This window comes from Streptomyces sp. NPDC004629, assembly GCF_042873595.1.
In the GTDB taxonomy this organism is placed as follows: domain Bacteria; phylum Actinomycetota; class Actinomycetes; order Streptomycetales; family Streptomycetaceae; genus Streptomyces.
Map to the genome: position 1 here is coordinate 189,524 of NZ_JBIALO010000005.1, position 15,947 is coordinate 205,470.

At 68.8% G+C, this 15,947-nt stretch carries 17 protein-coding genes; 2 read left to right on the top strand and 15 right to left on the bottom strand.

What is annotated here, in order from left to right; genetic code table 11:
• Positions 1–30: 30 nt before the first annotated feature.
• The 8 genes from ACFYTE_RS09710 to ACFYTE_RS09745 form a co-directional block, all read right to left on the bottom strand.
• Positions 31–225, bottom strand: coding sequence for a hypothetical protein (locus ACFYTE_RS09710; RefSeq protein WP_388707217.1), 195 nt, complete (start codon positions 223–225; stop codon positions 31–33).
• A 10-nt stretch (positions 226–235) separates the two neighbouring features.
• Positions 236–529 carry a hypothetical protein gene (locus tag ACFYTE_RS09715; RefSeq protein WP_388707218.1) on the bottom strand — a complete coding sequence of 98 codons (294 nt, stop codon included), beginning with the start codon at positions 527–529 and terminating at the stop codon, positions 236–238.
• Positions 530–645: 116 nt separating this feature from the next.
• On the bottom strand, positions 646–1,698 hold the full coding sequence (locus ACFYTE_RS09720; protein WP_388707219.1) for a helix-turn-helix transcriptional regulator: 1,053 nt from the start codon (positions 1,696–1,698) through the stop codon (positions 646–648).
• A 19-nt stretch (positions 1,699–1,717) separates the two neighbouring features.
• On the bottom strand, positions 1,718–2,695 hold the full coding sequence (locus tag ACFYTE_RS09725; protein WP_388707221.1) for a helix-turn-helix transcriptional regulator: 978 nt from the start codon (positions 2,693–2,695) through the stop codon (positions 1,718–1,720).
• 118 nt (positions 2,696–2,813) lie between these two features.
• A complete protein-coding gene (locus tag ACFYTE_RS09730) occupies positions 2,814–3,188 on the bottom strand; it encodes an FKBP-type peptidyl-prolyl cis-trans isomerase (RefSeq protein WP_388707222.1) in 375 nt (124 codons plus the stop codon).
• Positions 3,189–3,289: 101 nt separating this feature from the next.
• The gene (locus ACFYTE_RS09735) at positions 3,290–4,294 is read right to left on the bottom strand and encodes an FKBP-type peptidyl-prolyl cis-trans isomerase (protein ID WP_388707224.1); all 1,005 of its coding nucleotides are present in this window, start codon (positions 4,292–4,294) and stop codon (positions 3,290–3,292) included.
• Positions 4,295–4,455: 161 nt separating this feature from the next.
• Complete coding sequence (gene pafA / locus ACFYTE_RS09740) at positions 4,456–5,817, bottom strand: Pup--protein ligase (protein ID WP_388707225.1); 1,362 nt, start codon at positions 5,815–5,817, stop codon at positions 4,456–4,458.
• 9 nt (positions 5,818–5,826) lie between these two features.
• Positions 5,827–7,086: an MFS transporter gene (locus ACFYTE_RS09745; RefSeq protein ID WP_388707227.1), complete on the bottom strand. Its 1,260-nt coding sequence runs from the start codon at positions 7,084–7,086 to the stop codon at positions 5,827–5,829.
• A 121-nt stretch (positions 7,087–7,207) separates the two neighbouring features.
• Between ACFYTE_RS09745 and ACFYTE_RS09750 the strand changes: the two genes are divergently transcribed.
• The gene (locus ACFYTE_RS09750) at positions 7,208–8,224 is read left to right on the top strand and encodes a LacI family DNA-binding transcriptional regulator (RefSeq protein ID WP_388707229.1); all 1,017 of its coding nucleotides are present in this window, start codon (positions 7,208–7,210) and stop codon (positions 8,222–8,224) included.
• 85 nt (positions 8,225–8,309) lie between these two features.
• Here the strand turns inward: ACFYTE_RS09750 and prcA are convergent, their stop codons facing one another.
• The 6 genes from prcA to arc all read right to left on the bottom strand — a co-directional run bounded on the left by prcA (position 8,310) and on the right by arc (position 14,503).
• Positions 8,310–9,077, bottom strand: a complete 768-nt coding sequence (prcA, locus tag ACFYTE_RS09755; RefSeq protein WP_388707232.1) for a proteasome subunit alpha — start codon at positions 9,075–9,077, stop codon at positions 8,310–8,312.
• A 57-nt stretch (positions 9,078–9,134) separates the two neighbouring features.
• Entirely contained in the window at positions 9,135–9,980 is an 846-nt protein-coding gene (prcB, locus tag ACFYTE_RS09760) for a proteasome subunit beta (protein WP_388707233.1), read from the bottom strand.
• A complete protein-coding gene (locus tag ACFYTE_RS09765) occupies positions 9,932–10,537 on the bottom strand; it encodes an endonuclease VII domain-containing protein (protein WP_388707236.1) in 606 nt (201 codons plus the stop codon). The genes prcB and ACFYTE_RS09765 overlap by 49 nt, the downstream gene beginning before the upstream one ends.
• Positions 10,538–10,586: 49 nt before the next feature.
• The gene (locus ACFYTE_RS09770) at positions 10,587–10,805 is read right to left on the bottom strand and encodes a ubiquitin-like protein Pup (RefSeq protein WP_108011740.1); all 219 of its coding nucleotides are present in this window, start codon (positions 10,803–10,805) and stop codon (positions 10,587–10,589) included.
• A gap of 189 nt (positions 10,806–10,994) precedes the next feature.
• A complete protein-coding gene (dop, locus tag ACFYTE_RS09775) occupies positions 10,995–12,506 on the bottom strand; it encodes a depupylase/deamidase Dop (RefSeq protein ID WP_388707239.1) in 1,512 nt (503 codons plus the stop codon).
• A 230-nt stretch (positions 12,507–12,736) separates the two neighbouring features.
• Positions 12,737–14,503: a proteasome ATPase gene (arc, locus tag ACFYTE_RS09780; RefSeq protein ID WP_388707241.1), complete on the bottom strand. Its 1,767-nt coding sequence runs from the start codon at positions 14,501–14,503 to the stop codon at positions 12,737–12,739.
• Positions 14,504–14,746: 243 nt separating this feature from the next.
• Here arc and ACFYTE_RS09785 point away from each other — a divergent pair, with 243 nt between their 5' ends.
• The gene (locus tag ACFYTE_RS09785; RefSeq protein WP_388707244.1) at positions 14,747–15,052 is read left to right on the top strand and encodes a ferredoxin; all 306 of its coding nucleotides are present in this window, start codon (positions 14,747–14,749) and stop codon (positions 15,050–15,052) included.
• Between the two features lie 63 nt (positions 15,053–15,115).
• On the opposite strand, the gene ACFYTE_RS09790 is transcribed toward ACFYTE_RS09785, so the two are convergent.
• Positions 15,116–15,691: a hypothetical protein gene (locus tag ACFYTE_RS09790; protein ID WP_388707245.1), complete on the bottom strand. Its 576-nt coding sequence runs from the start codon at positions 15,689–15,691 to the stop codon at positions 15,116–15,118.
• Between the last annotated feature and the right edge of the window lie 256 nt (positions 15,692–15,947).

Here is a 15,947-nt window from a genome sequence, read left to right on the forward strand (position 1 = left end):
TCGTGCAGCCACAGCCGTTCACCACGGCCCTCACAGCGCATCGGCGGCACGGGACGCGCTCACCGCGGCCCGCTCCAGATCCTCGGCCGCGCGGTCGATCCGGCGCGCGGACTCCTCGACCTGCCGCCCCAGGCGCCGCGCCTCCACGAAGACCCGCACGGCGAGCACACCGAGGACGGCCAGACCCAGAAAACCCGCGGCCACCGCGAACATCGCCCAGAACATGGCGTCGAGCCTAGACCGTGGAGTGCAGCCGCAGCGTCTTGACCCCGCCGTCGGTCAGCAGCTCGACGATGCGTTCACCCGCGGGCTTGCGGACCAGGACACCGCAGTCGGGACAGGTGAAGGAGTAGAACGTCGTACGGCTGGTGGCGCCGATGGCGAGCCGCAGGGCGCCGGCGGACAGCTCGAAACGGCCCCGGCACTCCGGGCAGTTCGCCCTGAACACCACGGGAACCACTCTTCGCATCCCCGCGAAGGCGGCCGCGACCGTCATCTCCTCCGCGTCGGACACCGCAGACTCGCTCAAAGCCCTCGCTCCTCACTTCGTGATAGGTCGCCTTCGGGGCAAAACCGCAAGAGACGCGGGCGCCGCGCCCGGCCGCCGCCCACCGGCACCACGGCACCGGACGGACATCCGCCGGCTCACTGCGCCCTGTCGTACAGCCCGTCGCGCTCCGCGCGCGTCGCCTCACGCGGCGCGCCCTGCGCCGCCTCCACCCCGTCGTACCCGGCGAGCGCCGCGCGGGCGGCCCGCCGGGCGCTGTCGGCCAGCTCGGGCGGCGAGACGATCCGGCCGTCACGGCCGAGCCGCAGCGCCAGGCGTCTCAGCGAAGCCGGATCGGGGGTGCGCACAGTGATACGCAACCCGCCGTCGGGAAGCTCATCGGCACTGTCGTGCGGGTAGTACTCGGCGACCCAGCGACCGCCCGGGCCGACCTCGACGACGACCTCCGGATCCTCCGCGGCCGGCTGCACCAGCCCCTCCGACAGATCCCGCAGCTCGATCTCCGGCGGCGCCGACGCCTCGTCGAGGATCTTGATCTCGGCGACCCGGTCCAGCCGGAACGTGCGGCGCGCCTCCGAGCGGCGGCACCATGCCTCCACATAGGTGTGGCCGACACTGACCAGACGGATGGGGTCGATCTCACGCTCCGTGACCTCGTCACGGGCGGGCGAGTAGTAGCGGATCCACAGACGGCGCCGCTCGGAGATGGCCCGATCGACATCCGCGAAGACACCGCCCTCCGACTCGAAGGTCACCGAGAGCCGCGAGCTGGCACCCGCCGCATCACCGGCCGCCCCTTCCACCTTGGCGGTGGCCCGCAGCAGCGCCTGCCGGTCGCTCTCCCGCAGACCCGGCAGGGTGGCCACGGCCCGCGCGGCCACCAGCAGCGCGGTCGCCTCGTCCGCGGCCAGCCTGAGCGGCTCCGCCGCGTCCGCGCCCAGCGCGGCCGGGTTGTGCCACCAGATGCGCTCGCCGTCCGTGTCGATGTCCAGCAGATCACCGCCACGGAAGCTGGTGCCGCACATGGGCAGCACATCGAGGTCCGAGACCAGCTCGTCCTCGGTGACGCCGAAGGCACGCGCCACATCGGCGACCCGGGCACCGGGGCGCTCCCGCAGATACGTCACCAGGGAGAGCATCCGCCGGGTCTGATCGATGGCGTTCACGGGCCTGACCGGTTTGCCTGCCACTGTTCCGCTCCGCTCCCCCTCAGCCCTTGGCCACGGCACGCAGCCGGTCCACCACATCGGCCCGCAGCTCGGCCGGCTCCAGGACCACCACGTCGGGCCCGAACTCCACCAGCCAGGCATCCAGACCGTGCCCGTACGGAATCTCCAACTCGTCCCAGCCGTCCCCGAGTTCCCGGACGGCGGTGGCCTTCGCCCGAAGGGGGTAGCCCGCCCCGGAACGCAACCGGATCAGCGCCGAACGGTCCGCGATCTCACCCGCCCAGCTCGCGACGGTCTCGCGCACGGTGACGACATCGGGCACCGCAGCGGTGAAGGCACTCCCGCGGGAACGGACCCGGCCGGTGATACGGGACAACCGGAACACCCGCTCGGCACACCGGTCACGGTCCCAGCCCGCCAGATACCAGTGGCCCCGCCAGCACTCCAGCGCCCACGGCTCGACATGCCGGGTCTCGGGACGGGCCGCGCTGGCCTTGCGGTAGTCGAACATCACCGGGCGGCGGTCACGGCAGGCCAGCATCAACGGCTCGAAGGCAGCCTCGTGCACCGGGATCCGCGGCTCCAGCGCCCCGTGCGCCTCGTACGGGTCGACGTCCTCGGGCAGCCCGGCCGCGCGCAGCTTCTGCAGGGCGCCGCTGGCCGCGCCGGCCAGCCGGGCCTGCTGCCACACCTTGGCGGCAAGCCCCAGCGCGGCGGCCTCCTCCGCGTCCAGCGTGATGGGCGGCAGCCGGTTGCTGTCCCGGCGGGCGAGATAGCCGACCTCGCCGTCGATGTTCTCGACGGTCTCGATGACCAGGCCGAGTTCCCGCAGGTCGTCCTTGTCACGCTCGAACATCCGGCTGAAGGAGTCGTCGCCGCCGGCCGAAGCCTTCCCCGGCCCGAAAGCCTCGACATACGCCTCGATGGACTCCCGCAGCTCACGCTTGCTGAGCGGCCGCCGCGTCCCGAGCAGACACAGTGCCAGATTCATCAGCCGCTCGGCCTTGGCAATGGCCATCGACGCCCTTCGCCTTCCCTGTGGTGCTTACGATCGTTGACCGTACCGCTCCACGGTGGCGCGGCAAAAGCCGAGGGCCCGTGCCGGACGGGCACGGGCCCCGGATGATCGGATCCGATCAGACCCCGACCAGGTCACAGACGAAGATCAGCGTCTCGCCGGGGGCGATCCGGCCGCCGCCCGCGCCCCGGTCGCCGTAGGCCAGATGCGCCGGAATGGTCAGCTGGCGACGGCCGCCGACCTTCATGCCCTGCACGCCCTGGTCCCAGCCGGCGATGACCTGGCCGGCACCCAGCTGGAACTTCAACGGCGTGCCGCGGTTCCAGGACGCGTCGAACTCCTCGCCCGTGGAGAAGGCCACGCCCACGTAGTGGACGGAGACGGTGTCCCCGGCCTTGGCCTCCGGACCGTCGCCCGCCCAGATGTCCTTGATCTCAAGGTCCGCCGGGGGCTCGCCGCCCGGGAAGTCGACCTCGGGCTTCTCGATGCTCACGTCTCTAGCTCCTGCTTGTGTACGACACGGAACGCGGACAGTCTTTCATCCCCGGCCCCGGCACGCCCGCGACGGGCGGGCGCTCCCCGACGCCCTCGGCCTCACATCGCCGCCAGGATGTCGACGGAGAACACCAGCGTGGAGCCCTTCTTGATGACGTCACCGCTCGGCGGCGTATCGCCGTAGGCCAGGTCCGGGGGCACCACGACGAGGACCCGGCTGCCGACCTTCTTACCGGTCAGGCCCTGCGACAGCCCCTTGACCACCTGCTGCATCTGCTGCAAGGAGAACTGGCTCAGCCGGCCCGAGCCATAGGTCTGCTCGAAGGTCTTGCCACCGTCCCAGACCACACCCCGGAACTGGCACAGGATCGTCTGGTCCGCCTTCAGCGCGGCGCCGTCGCCCTCCAGGACGTACTCGGACACCAGCCTGCCCGGCGCCGCCGACTTCGGGATGTCGACGGAAGGCGCGTTGCCGTCCGTGTTCGTGCCGACCTTCGGCAGGGCGGCATCGGTCTGCGGGACCTCCTTGCCCCGCGCCGAACTCTTGGAGTTGAACACATCCACCAGGTCGACGACGAACACCAGGGTGTCCGTGCCCTTGATCCCGGCCTGCGCATTGCCCGACGCGCCGTAGCCCCAGGTCGGCGGCACCGCCATCAGGACCCGGCTGCCGACCTTCTTACCGGTCAGGGCATACCGCCAGCCGTCGATGACACTGCCCTCGGCCAACTGGAGCACCAGCGGGCTCTTGCGGTCGTAGGAATTGTCGAAGACCTTCGCCGAGTTCCAGATCTGCCCCAGGTAGTGCGCCTGCACAAAGTCGTTCTCCGCGACCGTCCTGCCGCCGCCCGCGATCACCGTCTTCACCGCGAGGTCCTTCGACGGCTCCCCCGACCCCTTGGCCACGGTCGGCTTCTCACCGAACTTCGCACCCGCGGTGATCGCCGGCAGCGGCCCTTCCACGATCTTCGGCGGCGGCACGGACGAAGCCGAGGCGGACGGAGACGCGCTCGCCTTGCTGGAGTCCGACTTGCCGTCGCCGCACCCGGCGAGCGTGACCAGTCCTGCGGGTACGGCAGCGAAGAGGAGTGAGCGTCGGCGCACGGTGGGGGCCCTCGTAATCGGTCGATCTTGCGGATGGCGTGCCCGCGCAACTCTACGGCGTGCGAAGGGCGCCGTACGGGAAACGTACGGCGCCCGTGTGGCGTTCTTGCCGGATCCCCCATTCGAGCGAACTCGAACAAGGGAACACCGCAACGCCCCGCTCACATGCCGGCGATGAGCTTCTCCACCCGGTCGTCCACCGAACGGAACGGGTCCTTGCACAACACCGTCCGCTGCGCCTGGTCGTTGAGCTTGAGATGCACCCAGTCGACCGTGAAATCACGGCGCTGCTCCTGGGCCCGCCGGATGAAGTCGCCGCGCAACCGGGCCCGAGTCGTCTGCGGAGGAACCGACTTCCCCTCGAAGATCTTCAAGTCGTTGCAGATCCGAGTGGCTTGGCCCTTCTTCTCCAGCAGGTAGTACAGGCCACGACGCCGGTGGATGTCGTGGTAGGCGAGGTCTATCTGCGCGACCCGCGGATGCGACATGGTCATGTTGTGCTTGGCCCGGTACCGCTCGATGAGCTTGTACTTCATCACCCAGTCGATCTCGGTGGCGATCCGGTCCAGATCCTCCGACTCGATCGCGTCGAGCGTACGGCCCCACAGCTCCAGCACCTGCTCCACCGTGCCGGTGCGGATACCACGACGCTCGCAGAAGTCCACGGCCTTCTCGTAGTACTCGCGCTGCACCTCCAGCGCGGAAGCCTCCCGCCCGCTGGCCAGACGCACCTTGCGCCGGCCCGTGATGTCATGACTGACCTCACGGATCGCCCGGATCGGGTTCTCCAGGGTCAGATCACGCATCACCGTGCCCGCCTCGATCATGCGCAGCACCAGGTCGGTGGCCCCGACCTTGAGCAGCATCGTCGTCTCGGACATGTTCGAATCGCCCACGATGACATGCAGCCGACGGTAACGCTCCGCGTCCGCGTGCGGCTCGTCCCGCGTGTTGATGATGGGCCGGGAGCGCGTCGTCGCCGAGGACACGCCCTCCCAGATGTGCTCCGCCCGCTGGCTCACGCAGTACACCGCGCCGCGCGGCGTCTGCAGCACCTTCCCCGCACCGCACAGCAGCTGCCGGGTGACCAGGAACGGAATGAGGATGTCGGCGAGCCGGGAGAACTCCCCGTGCCGCGCCACCAGATAGTTCTCGTGGCAACCGTAGGAGTTGCCCGCCGAGTCCGTGTTGTTCTTGAAGAGGTAGACGTCGCCCGCGATTCCCTCCTCGTGCAGGCGTCGTTCCGCGTCCACCAGAAGCCCTTCGAGAATGCGCTCGCCGGCCTTGTCGTGGGTGACCAGTTCGATCACGTTGTCACACTCGGGTGTCGCGTATTCCGGATGTGACCCGACGTCGAGATAGAGGCGGGCACCGTTGCGCAGAAAGACATTGCTGCTACGGCCCCATGACACGACACGGCGGAAGAGGTACCGCGCCACCTCGTCAGGCGACAGGCGGCGCTGTCCCCTGAACGTGCACGTGACGCCGTACTCGTTCTCCAGCCCGAAAATGCGGCGGTCCATGACTGAACATTACGCCCGATCCCCTGAACTGAAACGGGGTTCGGCGGCACGATTTGGATCATTTTCCGCTGACCCCGCAACCACCGCCCCCTGGCCGGGAACTGCGAGGACCCGCCCGGTGGCCAGCAACACCAGCAAGGACACGGCCCCCGCGGCACCCGGAACGGCGAACCCCCACAGCGCGCCACCCGCCTCGACCACCGGACCCGCCAGGCCTGTTCCCACCGAAGCCCCCACGGTGAACGTCGTCACAAGCCAGGAGAACGCCTCGGTGACCGTACCGCTCGGCGCATGCCGGTCGACGATGACGAACGCACAGGCGATCGACGGCGCCAGGAACACCCCGGCGACCACGGTGAGCAACACCATCGCCACCGCGCCCGGCATCAGCATCAACGGCAGATAACACAACGCCAGAAGCGCCACCAGCACCCGCAGTCGCCGCTCCGGCACGCCACTCCAGCGCCGCGCCCCGTACACGGTGCCACCGGCCAGCGCGCCGAGCCCGAGGGCCGCCATCAGCCAGCCGTACACCGCGTCACCGCCATGCTCGTCGGCATAGGGCACCGAGGCCACCGTGATGGAGCCGAGCGCGACACCCACGAACAGGAACGCGCCGAGCAGCGCCAGCAGCCCCGGGGAGCGCAGCGGGCCCAGCCAGTGCGCCTCCCGCGGCGCGGAACGCCACGCGCGCGAGGGCGGCGACAGCACCACCGACAGCGCCCCGAGCACGCCCACGGCGTTCAGCACCAGCAGGGCCGCCCGCTCCGACCACACCGACACGCACAACGTGACCAGCAGCGGACCGACGGTGAACATGACCTCCTGGGCGATCGCGTCCATGGCGTACGCGGTGTGCACCTGCTCCTCGCGGCGCAGCACCGACGGCCACAGGGCCCGCAGACCGCCCTCCAGGGGAGGCGTGAACAGGCCCGCGGCCGCCACGGCGGCATAGGCGAGGGGCAGCGGGTCCGTGCCGCAGAGAGCGAAGACCGCCATCGACAGCGCCGCCAGCACCGCGGCGGGCAACTGGATCCGGGGCTGCCCGTGCAGATCGACCAGCCGCCCCAGGACCGGCTGCCCGACGGCGTTGGCCACGCCGTAGACCGCGGCCAGCGCCCCCGCGAGGCTGTAGCTGCCGCCCTCCGCGCGCACGAACAGCACCAGCGCGATCGCGGCCGTCGCGTTCGGCAGCCGGCCCACCAGCGTGCCCGCCAGCAGCCGGGCCGCATGCCTCGCCCTGAGGATCTCCAGGTATCCCGCGACCATCTCCTGCCCTCCACCGGCTCACCCGAGGTCGGTCGTCACCCTCACGTGTTACGTATAACTTCCGGGGTCATACGTACCATGTGCGCTGTTCGCACGTCCAGACGAAGGAGCGTCACCCACGGTGCCACCCAGCAGCACGCGCCCGACGAGCCGTGACGTCGCCCAGGCAGCCGGCGTCTCCCAGGCAGCCGTCTCCCTCGTCCTCGGCGACAAATGGCACGGCCGGGTCTCGGCGGCCACCGCCCAACGAGTCCGCGACGCCGCACACGACCTCGGCTACCGCCCCAACCTCGCCGCCCGCAACCTCCGCCTCGGCCGCACCCGCACAGTCCTCCTCGTCGTCCCCGCCCTCACCACCGAGTTCTTCGCCGGCGTCTACACCGGAGCCGCCCGCATCGCCGCCCGACACGGCTTCGGCGTGGTCCTCTACCCCTCCCCGGAAGGCGTCGGCCCGGCCCGCGACCCCTTCGCCTCCGCACAGGCCGCACTGGACGGAGTGATCGCCTCCTCCATGGCCGCCGACGCCCTCACCGCCATCCGCGGCGACCAACTCCCCCTCATCATGCTCGACAGCGACCCGGACGGCAGCCTGGGCGCCGCCACCGTCAACCTGGACATCGCCGACGGCGTCCGCCAGATCACCGAACACCTCCTCGGACTCGGCCACCGCAGCTTCCTGCACCTCGCCGCCGACGTACCCTCCTGGACGTTCCACGTACGCGCACACGAACTGGCCACCCGCATCGCAGCCGTCCCCGGCGCCACCGTACGGACCATCCCCGCACCCCTGAGCATCGAAGGCGCCACAGCCGCCACCCACGCCGCCCTCGCCACCCCCGGACCCCACCCCACCGCCCTCGTCTGCGACGACGACAAACTCGCGGCCGGCGCCTACAAAGCACTGCGCCGCCGAGGACTCCACGTACCCTCCGACATCTCCGTCACCGGCCTCGACGACCTCGCCCTGGCCACCGCCATCGACCCCGAACTGACCACCGTACGACTCGACGCGGAACTGTTCGGCGAACGCGGCATGCAAGCCCTCCTGGACGTCCTGGAGGGCCGCCTGCCGGACCGGGCCGACATCCCCGTACACCTAGTAGTACGCGGCTCCACAGCGCCACCCAGGCCGCGCTGACGGCCGCCCCGCGGGCACCACGCGCCGCGCCCCGGACGGCGAGGCCGACCGGGGCGCGCAAGGCATGACTAAGCAGACGCGGACCCTACTCGACCCCAGAGCCCTCCCCCTCGGTGCCCTCCCCCTCGGCGCTCTCCGCCTCCGTGGCCGCGCCGTCCCCCGCCAGCAGCCGCGACAGCTGCCGGCCGACGATGCGCTTGAACTTGCGCTGCTGCGGTCGCGTCCGATCCAGCACGGCGACCTCCAAACGCTCCGCCGGGATCTCCCGCTCACTGCCGTTCGTGTCCCGGGACAGGGCCTGCACCGCCAGCTTCAGCGCCTCCGCAAGACTCATCCCGTCACGATGCCGCTGATCCAGGAAGCCACTGATCTGCTCGGCGTTGCCGCCCACCGCGACCGAGCCGTGCTCATCCACGATCGACCCGTCATGCGGCAGCCGATAGATCTGATCACCCTCCGGGGTCTCCCCGACCTCGGCCACCACCAGCTCCACCTCGTACGGCTTCTCAGCCGCACTGGAGAAGATCGTGCCCAACGTCTGGGCATACACATTGGCCAGACCCCGAGCGGTCACATCATCCCGGTCATACGTGTAGCCACGCAGATCCGCATAGCGCACACCACCGATACGAAGGTTCTCGTACTCGTTGTACTTGCCGGCGGCGGCGAAACCGATCCGGTCATAGATCTCGCTGAACTTGTGCAGCGCACGGGACGGGTTCTCACCGACGAACACGATGCCGTCGGCGTACTGCAGCACGACCAGGCTGCGGCCACGGGCGATGCCCTTGCGGGCGTACTCCGCCCGGTCGGCCATGGCCTGCTGGGGTGAGACATAGAACGGCGTCGACACCGGTTATCCGTCCCTTTCTGTCGAAGTCACTGGACCACCTAGCAAAGAAACAGCCGGCTACAGCAGCGCGGCCCGCGGGCCGTCCGGCTGCTCCAGACGCCGCTCCAGGACCGAACGGGCGATCTCGGAGGACTCCTCCTCGGTGAGCCGGCGGAAGCCGTCCTCGGTGATCACAGTGACGATCGGATAGATCCGGCGCGCGACATCGGGACCGCCGGTCGCCGAGTCGTCGTCGGCCGCGTCGTACAGGGCCTGCACCACGAGGGTCGTGGCCTGCTCCTCGGTCAACTCGCCGTGGAACAGCTTCTTCATCGCACCCCGCGCGAAGACCGAGCCGGAACCCGTCGCGGCGAAGTTGTGCTCCTCGGAGCGGCCCCCGGTGACGTCGTAGGAGAAGATCCGGCCCTTCTCGCGGTCCACGTCATAACCGGCGAAGAGCGGCACGACGGCCAGCCCCTGCATCGCCATGCCCAGATTGGACCGGATCATCGTCGACAGCCGGTTCGCCTTGCCCTCCAGCGACAACTGGGCGCCCTCGACCTTCTCGAAGTGCTCCAGCTCCAACTGGAAGAGCTTGACCATCTCGACGGCCAGACCGGCGGTACCGGCGATCCCGACGGCCGAGTACTCATCGGCCGGGAAGACCTTCTCGATGTCGCGCTGAGCGATCACATTGCCCATCGTGGCCCGGCGGTCACCGGCAAGCACCACGCCTCCCGGGAAGGTCACGGCCACGATCGTCGTCCCGTGCGGCGCCTCGATCACCCCCTGCGTGGGCGGCAGCTGCCGCCTGCCCGGCAGCAGGTCCGGCTGGTGATCGGAGAGAAAGTCCATGAAGGAGGAGGACCCAGGCGTCAGGAAGGCAGCTGGTAGACGCCCGGTGCTACGAGTGTTGGCTTCCACGCGTTTCCTTCCACGTATGCAGCAGCCCGCCTTATGGCCTCGGGCTGATCCTTGAACTGCCCCAGTGCAGCGTTGCAGCTGAAGCACAGTACGCCACGGACCCTACCCGTCTCATGGCAGTGATCCACATGCTCGGCAGGGGCGGCAAGGCATATACAACACACGCCTCCTTGAGCGGCGATCAACTCGTCGCGTTCCGCTTCGGTCAGTCCGTACTGACGCTTCAGATGGCCCTGCCGCCCCTGCTCGGCCCGGCACGCCTTACAGCGGGTCGACAACCCATCGGAGGCGGTTGCGTTGCGATGCCATTCGCTGTGGGGCTTGACCTCGCCGCATGTGCGACAGAGCTTGTGCCCAGCCGGGACGTCCATCTTCTCCCGGACCGGCTTGCCCATGGCCTCCCGGCGGCGCCGGTAGTGCGCGGCGCTGTACTCCGCCACGCACTTCCGGCAGTGCACCTGGAGGCCATCGCGCCGGTTCCTGTCTCGCGCGAACGCCTCACGAGGCAGATGCCGCCCACATTTCCTGCATCGCTTCGCGTTCGGGTCCTCAGCCACCCGACTCCCCCGCAACCTTCAATTCGAAGGCAAAGTGACCGATTTCCCTCTACTGACCACCTTTTTGCACGAAGCTCCGCACGAAATCCTCGGCATTTTCCTCAAGTACGTCGTCGATTTCGTCCAGGACTGAGTCCACGTCGTCGCTCAGCTTTTCCTGTCGTTCCTTGAGGTCGTCCGAGGCCTGCGCGTCCTGCGCCTGCTCCTCGACCTCTTCGGTAGAGCGCGTGGCCTTCTGCTGGCCGCCGCCGGTGTCCTTGGTCGCCATAACCCTCACCCCGCTCAGTTCGCCCGACATGGTCGGCAGGTCGGCATTCCTGCCGATCGGTGATGATCAGACCCTACAAGCCGGGTCCGACATCGGCCCCGCAGTTTCTCCAACGTACGGGGGCCACCTCGATGATTCCCGGGCGCCGGGATTTCCACCCCGGGCGCCCGGTGCGGGCCGCCGGCCCGATCAGCCGCCGGACAGGACCCTGACCAGGTCTTCCGCCGTGCGGCAGCGGTCCAGCAGCTCCTTGACGTGATTTCGCGTTCCGCGAAGCGGTTCCAGGGTTGGAACGCGCTGGAGTGAGTCCCGGCCGGGCAGGTCGAAGATCACCGAGTCCCAGGAGGCGGCAGCCACGTCGTCCGCGTACTGCTCCAGGCACCGGCCCCGGAAGTAGGCGCGGGTGTCCTCCGGCGGCTTCGTGCGCGCCCGTTCGACCTCGGCCTCCCTCAGGACCCGCTTCATGCGTCCGCGGCCCACCAGGCGGTTGTACAGGCCCTTCTCGGCGCGTACGTCCGCGTACTGGAGGTCCACCAGATGCAGCCGGGCGGCGTCCCAGTCCAGGTTGTCGCGGCGGCGGTAGCCCTCCATGAGTTCGCGCTTGGCGACCCAGTCCAGTTCGCCGGCGAGGCTCATGGGGTCGTGTTCCAGGCGGTTCAGGGTGTCTTCCCAGCGGACCAGGACGTCCTTGGTCTGTTCGTCGGCGTCCGCGCCGTGGCGTTCTTCGACGTACTTGCGGGCCAGTTCGTAGTACTCCATCTGGAGCTGGACCGCGGTGAGTGTGCGGCCGCTGCGGAGGGTGACCAGGCGCTTGAGGGTGGGGTCGTGGGAGACCTGGTGGAGGGTGCGTACGGGCTGGTCAACGGCCAGGTCGACGGCGATGAAGCCGTCCTCGATCATGGACAGGACCAGGGCTGTGGTGCCCAGTTTCAGGTAGGTGGAGATCTCGGAGAGGTTGGCGTCGCCGATGATCACGTGGAGCCGCCGGTATTTCTCGGCGTCCGCGTGCGGCTCGTCGCGGGTGTTGATGATGGGGCGTTTGAGGGTGGTCTCCAGGCCGACCTCGACCTCGAAGTAGTCGGCGCGCTGGCTGAGCTGGAAGCCGTGTTCGTGGCCGTCCTGGCCGATGCCGACGCGGCCGGCTCCGGCGAAGACCTGCCGGGAGACGAAGAAGGGGGTGAGGTGGCGCACGATGTCCGAGAAGGGGGTTTCCCGCTTCATCAGGTAGTTCTCGTGCGTGCCGTAGGAGGCGCCTTTGTTGTCGGTGTTGTTCTTGTACAGGTGGATGGGCTGGGCGCCGGGGAGCTGGGCGGCTCGTTCGGCGGCCTCGGCCATGATCCGTTCGCCGGCCTTGTCCCAGAGGACGGCGTCGCGCGGGTTGGTGACCTCGGGTGCGCTGTATTCGGGGTGTGCGTGGTCGACGTAGAGGCGTGCGCCGTTGGTGAGGATGACGTTGGCGAGGCCGATGTCCTCGTCGGTGAGCTGGCTGGCGTCGGCGGCTTCGCGGGCGAGGTCGAACCCTCGTGCGTCGCGCAGCGGGTTCTCCTCCTCGAAGTCCCAGCGGGCTCGGCGGGCCCGGTGCATCGCTGCCGCGTAGGCGTTCACGATCTGGGATGAGGTGAGCATGGCATTGGCATTGGGGTGGCCGGGGACGGAGATGCCGTACTCCGTCTCGATGCCCATTACTCGCCGTACGGTCATGCGGCCCTCCTTGCCCGGCGGCGTCCTCGGTCGTGGGCGCCGCTCAAGTACCGCTGGCGCTCCGGTGCGTGTGCGGTGCCCGTCCCCGCACTGCGCGACTCGGCGGTACCGAAGAGCCTAGAACGCCTTTGCGCTGGTGGGGAGATCATTTGCGTCATTGCCTGGTTCGGCGTGGCCTGGAAAACAGTCGGCTGCGGGTACCCGGTGGGGCACCCGCAGCCGCCCTGTGTTTACAGGTACTGTCCGGTGTTCGCCACCGTGTCGATGGAGCGTCCGGTGTCTGCACCCTGCTTTCCGGTGATGAGGGTGCGGATGTAGACGATCCTTTCACCCTTCTTGCCGGAGATCCGGGCCCAGTCGTCCGGGTTCGTGGTGTTGGGCAGGTCTTCATTCTCCTTGAACTCGTCCACGCATGCCTGGAGGAGATGGGAGACCCTGAGGCCCTTCTGGTTGTGTTCGAGGAATTCCTTGATCGCCATTTTCTTGGCGCGTCCGACGATGTTCTCGATCATCGCTCCGGAGTTGAAGTCCTTGAAGTAGAGGACTTCCTTGTCGCCGTTGGCGTAGGTGACCTCCAGGAAGCGGTTCTCCTCGGATTCGGCGTACATGTGCTCGACCGCGGTCTGGATCATGCTCTGGACCGTGGTGGCCTTGTCGCCGCCGTGTTCTCCGAGGTCGTCCGCGTGCAGCGGCAGGCGCTCGGTGAGGTACTTCCCGAAGATGTCCTTGGCCGCTTCGGCGTCCGGACGCTCGATCTTGATCTTCACGTCGAGCCGGCCGGGGCGCAGGATGGCGGGGTCGATCATGTCCTCGCGGTTGGAGGCTCCGATGACCACGACGTTCTGCAGGCCTTCGACGCCGTCGATCTCGGCGAGCAGCTGGGGGACGATGGTGTTTTCCACGTCGGAGCTGACGCCGGAGCCGCGGGTGCGGAAGAGTGATTCCATCTCGTCGAAGAAGACGATCACGGGGGTGCCTTCGCTGGCCTTCTCCCGTGCGCGCTGGAAGACGAGGCGGATCTGCCGCTCGGTCTCGCCGACGTACTTGTTGAGCAGCTCGGGGCCCTTGATGTTCAGGAAGAAGCTCTTGCCCGCGGCCTGGCCGGTGACCTCGGCGACCTTCTTGGCCAGCGAGTTGGCGACGGCCTTGGCGATGAGCGTCTTGCCGCATCCGGGGGGTCCGTAGAGCAGGACGCCCTTGGGTGGGCGCAGCTCGTGCTCCTTGAAGAGGTCGGGGTAGAGGTAGGGCAGCTCGACCGCGTCGCGGATGGCCTCGATCTGGTTGCCGAGGCCGCCGATCTGCTGGTATCCGATGTCGGGTACCTCTTCGAGGACGAGTTCTTCGACCTCGCTCTTCGGGACCACTTCGTAGACGTAGCCGGAGCGGGGTTCGAGCAGCAGGGCGTCGCCGGGGCGGATGGTGACGTCCAGCAGCGGCTCGGCGAGCCGCACCACCCGTTCCTCGTCGGTGTGCCCGAGCACCAGGGCGCGCTCGCCGTCCTCCAGGATTTCCTTGAGGGTGACGATGTCCCCGACGCGCTCGAACTCCATGGCTTCGACCACGTTGAGCGCTTCGTTGAGCATTACTTCCTGGCCGCGTCGCAGGACGTCGAGGTCGACGCTCGGGCTGACGTTCACCCGGAGCTTGCGGCCGCCGGTGAAGATGTCGGCGGTGCCGTCCTCGTTCGCCTGCAGGAAGACTCCGAAGCCGGCCGGTGGCTGGGCGAGCCGGTCGACCTCTTCTTTGAGGGCCACGATCTGGTCGCGGGCCTCGCGGAGTGTGTTGGCGAGTCGCTCGTTCTGTGCGGACACGCCGGCCAGGTTGGTCTGCAGCTCGACGATCCGCTCTTCGAGAATCCTCGTGTGTCGCGGAGAGTCGGCGAGCTTGCGTCGCAGGACGGCGATCTCCTGCTCAAGGTAGGCGATCTGCCCGGCAGGGTCCTCGGACCCTCGTCCCGGGCGGATGCCGCGGTTCATGTCGTCGTCGTGGGCTGCCACGGTCCTCACCTCCTCCAAGGGGAGCTGGACGCTTCCAGACCCTACCTGGGTGGGTGTCGATTGAAACCCCTAGATCACAAAGACTGTCAAGGTGTGTCCGATCTTCACCCTTGCGCTCTCCCTCACGCCAGGGGAATACCCACCGAACATGATTGGGAAGCCGCCACGGGTAGGGTCGTGGGGTTCAACACCCGTCAGAGCTGGCCGGATTCCCGTCGGCTCGGTCCGTGAACGGCAGGAGGGATGACTGTGCGGCAGGAGATCGTGGGCGGTGGTGAGTCGCTGGAGGTCTGGATCGACCAGGATCTGTGTACGGGGGACGGGATCTGCGCCCAGTACGCGCCCGAGGTGTTCGAGCTGGACATCGACGGGCTGGCCTATGTGAAGGGGGCGGACGACGTGCTGTTGCAGGCCAAGGGGGCAGTGGCTGCGGTGCCGTTGCCGCTTGTCGTGGATGTGGTGGACTCGGCGCGGGAGTGTCCGGGCGAGTGCATCCATGTGCGTCGGGTTTCGGACAGGGCCGAGGTGTACGGACCGGACGCAGAGTGATGGCAGGGTCACCCCGCGTGACCGGTGTCTGATTTCTCACATTCCCGCCCGGGACGGGGTGTTTCATACGCTGTGGGCGGCCGCCGGTGTGGACCGGATGAACGCGCTGCCGTTCCACTGCCACTTGGCGGGCGTCTTCACGTCGGGGCAGCAACTCGGCACGTCGGCCGTGGAGTAGCCGAGGAGGGTCGCGGTGACCGCGCCGGAGCGTACGGCGAAGTCGGTGACGGTCAGCCGGTCCTTGGGGTCGACGAGGGTGGCGACGACGCGGGCCTGCTTGGTCCGTGCGTCCCGGGTGAGGACGTACACCCCGTCGGGCGGGGTGCCCATGGCGGCGTCGCAGTGCACCACGGCGACGGTTTCGGGGCTGTCGTCGCCGTCGAGGTCTCCGGTGGCCTTCTGTTTCACGACGGCCTTCACGGTTCCGCAGTCGATGGGGAAGGCGACGCCCGTGGTGCCGGGTGCGGTGGCCGCGGGGGCGGACTTCGCCTCCCGGTCCGCGGCGGGCTGGGCGGCCTTGGCCGAGCCGGGCTGGAGCATCGAGGAGAGGGCGACGACGCCGGCGACAGCGGTTGCGGTGGCCACCCAGTGGATGGGGCGGGTGTGGGTGTGTGCGAGTTCCGGGACGGCGGATTGCACGAGGAGTGTCTCCTGTGAGGGCTGTGCCGGTGGGGGTGGCCAGCATGGTGCCACACGTCACAGTGCGGGGGAACGGCGGGGTCCGGATTTCCCCCGGGTGCGGTATCCGCGGGCGGTGGCGGCGCGTGGATCGGGCCGTGTGCCGTCTGTCTGGGTTGCCTGGGTTGCTTGTGTTGCCTCAACGCGCGGGCGCCGGGGCGGGGGGGGCGGCCAGTCCCTCGAGGGGATCGGACGAGCACCCGGCGGCCCTCCCGGC

What these genes read in the sequence shown, in the direction of transcription:
- ACFYTE_RS09710 (WP_388707217.1), bottom strand. Translation starts at nt 225, where the DNA reads ATGTTCTGGGCGATGTTCGCGGTGGCCGCGGGTTTTCTGGGTCTGGCC.
- ACFYTE_RS09725 (WP_388707221.1), bottom strand. Translation starts at nt 2,695, where the DNA reads ATGGCCATTGCCAAGGCCGAGCGGCTGATGAATCTGGCACTGTGTCTG.
- pafA (WP_388707225.1), bottom strand. Translation starts at nt 5,817, where the DNA reads ATGGACCGCCGCATTTTCGGGCTGGAGAACGAGTACGGCGTCACGTGC.
- ACFYTE_RS09745 (WP_388707227.1), bottom strand. Translation starts at nt 7,086, where the DNA reads ATGGTCGCGGGATACCTGGAGATCCTCAGGGCGAGGCATGCGGCCCGG.
- ACFYTE_RS09770 (WP_108011740.1), bottom strand. Translation starts at nt 10,805, where the DNA reads ATGGCGACCAAGGACACCGGCGGCGGCCAGCAGAAGGCCACGCGCTCT.
- dop (WP_388707239.1), bottom strand. Translation starts at nt 12,506, where the DNA reads ATGACCGTACGGCGAGTAATGGGCATCGAGACGGAGTACGGCATCTCC.
- ACFYTE_RS09785 (WP_388707244.1), top strand. Translation starts at nt 14,747, where the DNA reads ATGACTGTGCGGCAGGAGATCGTGGGCGGTGGTGAGTCGCTGGAGGTC.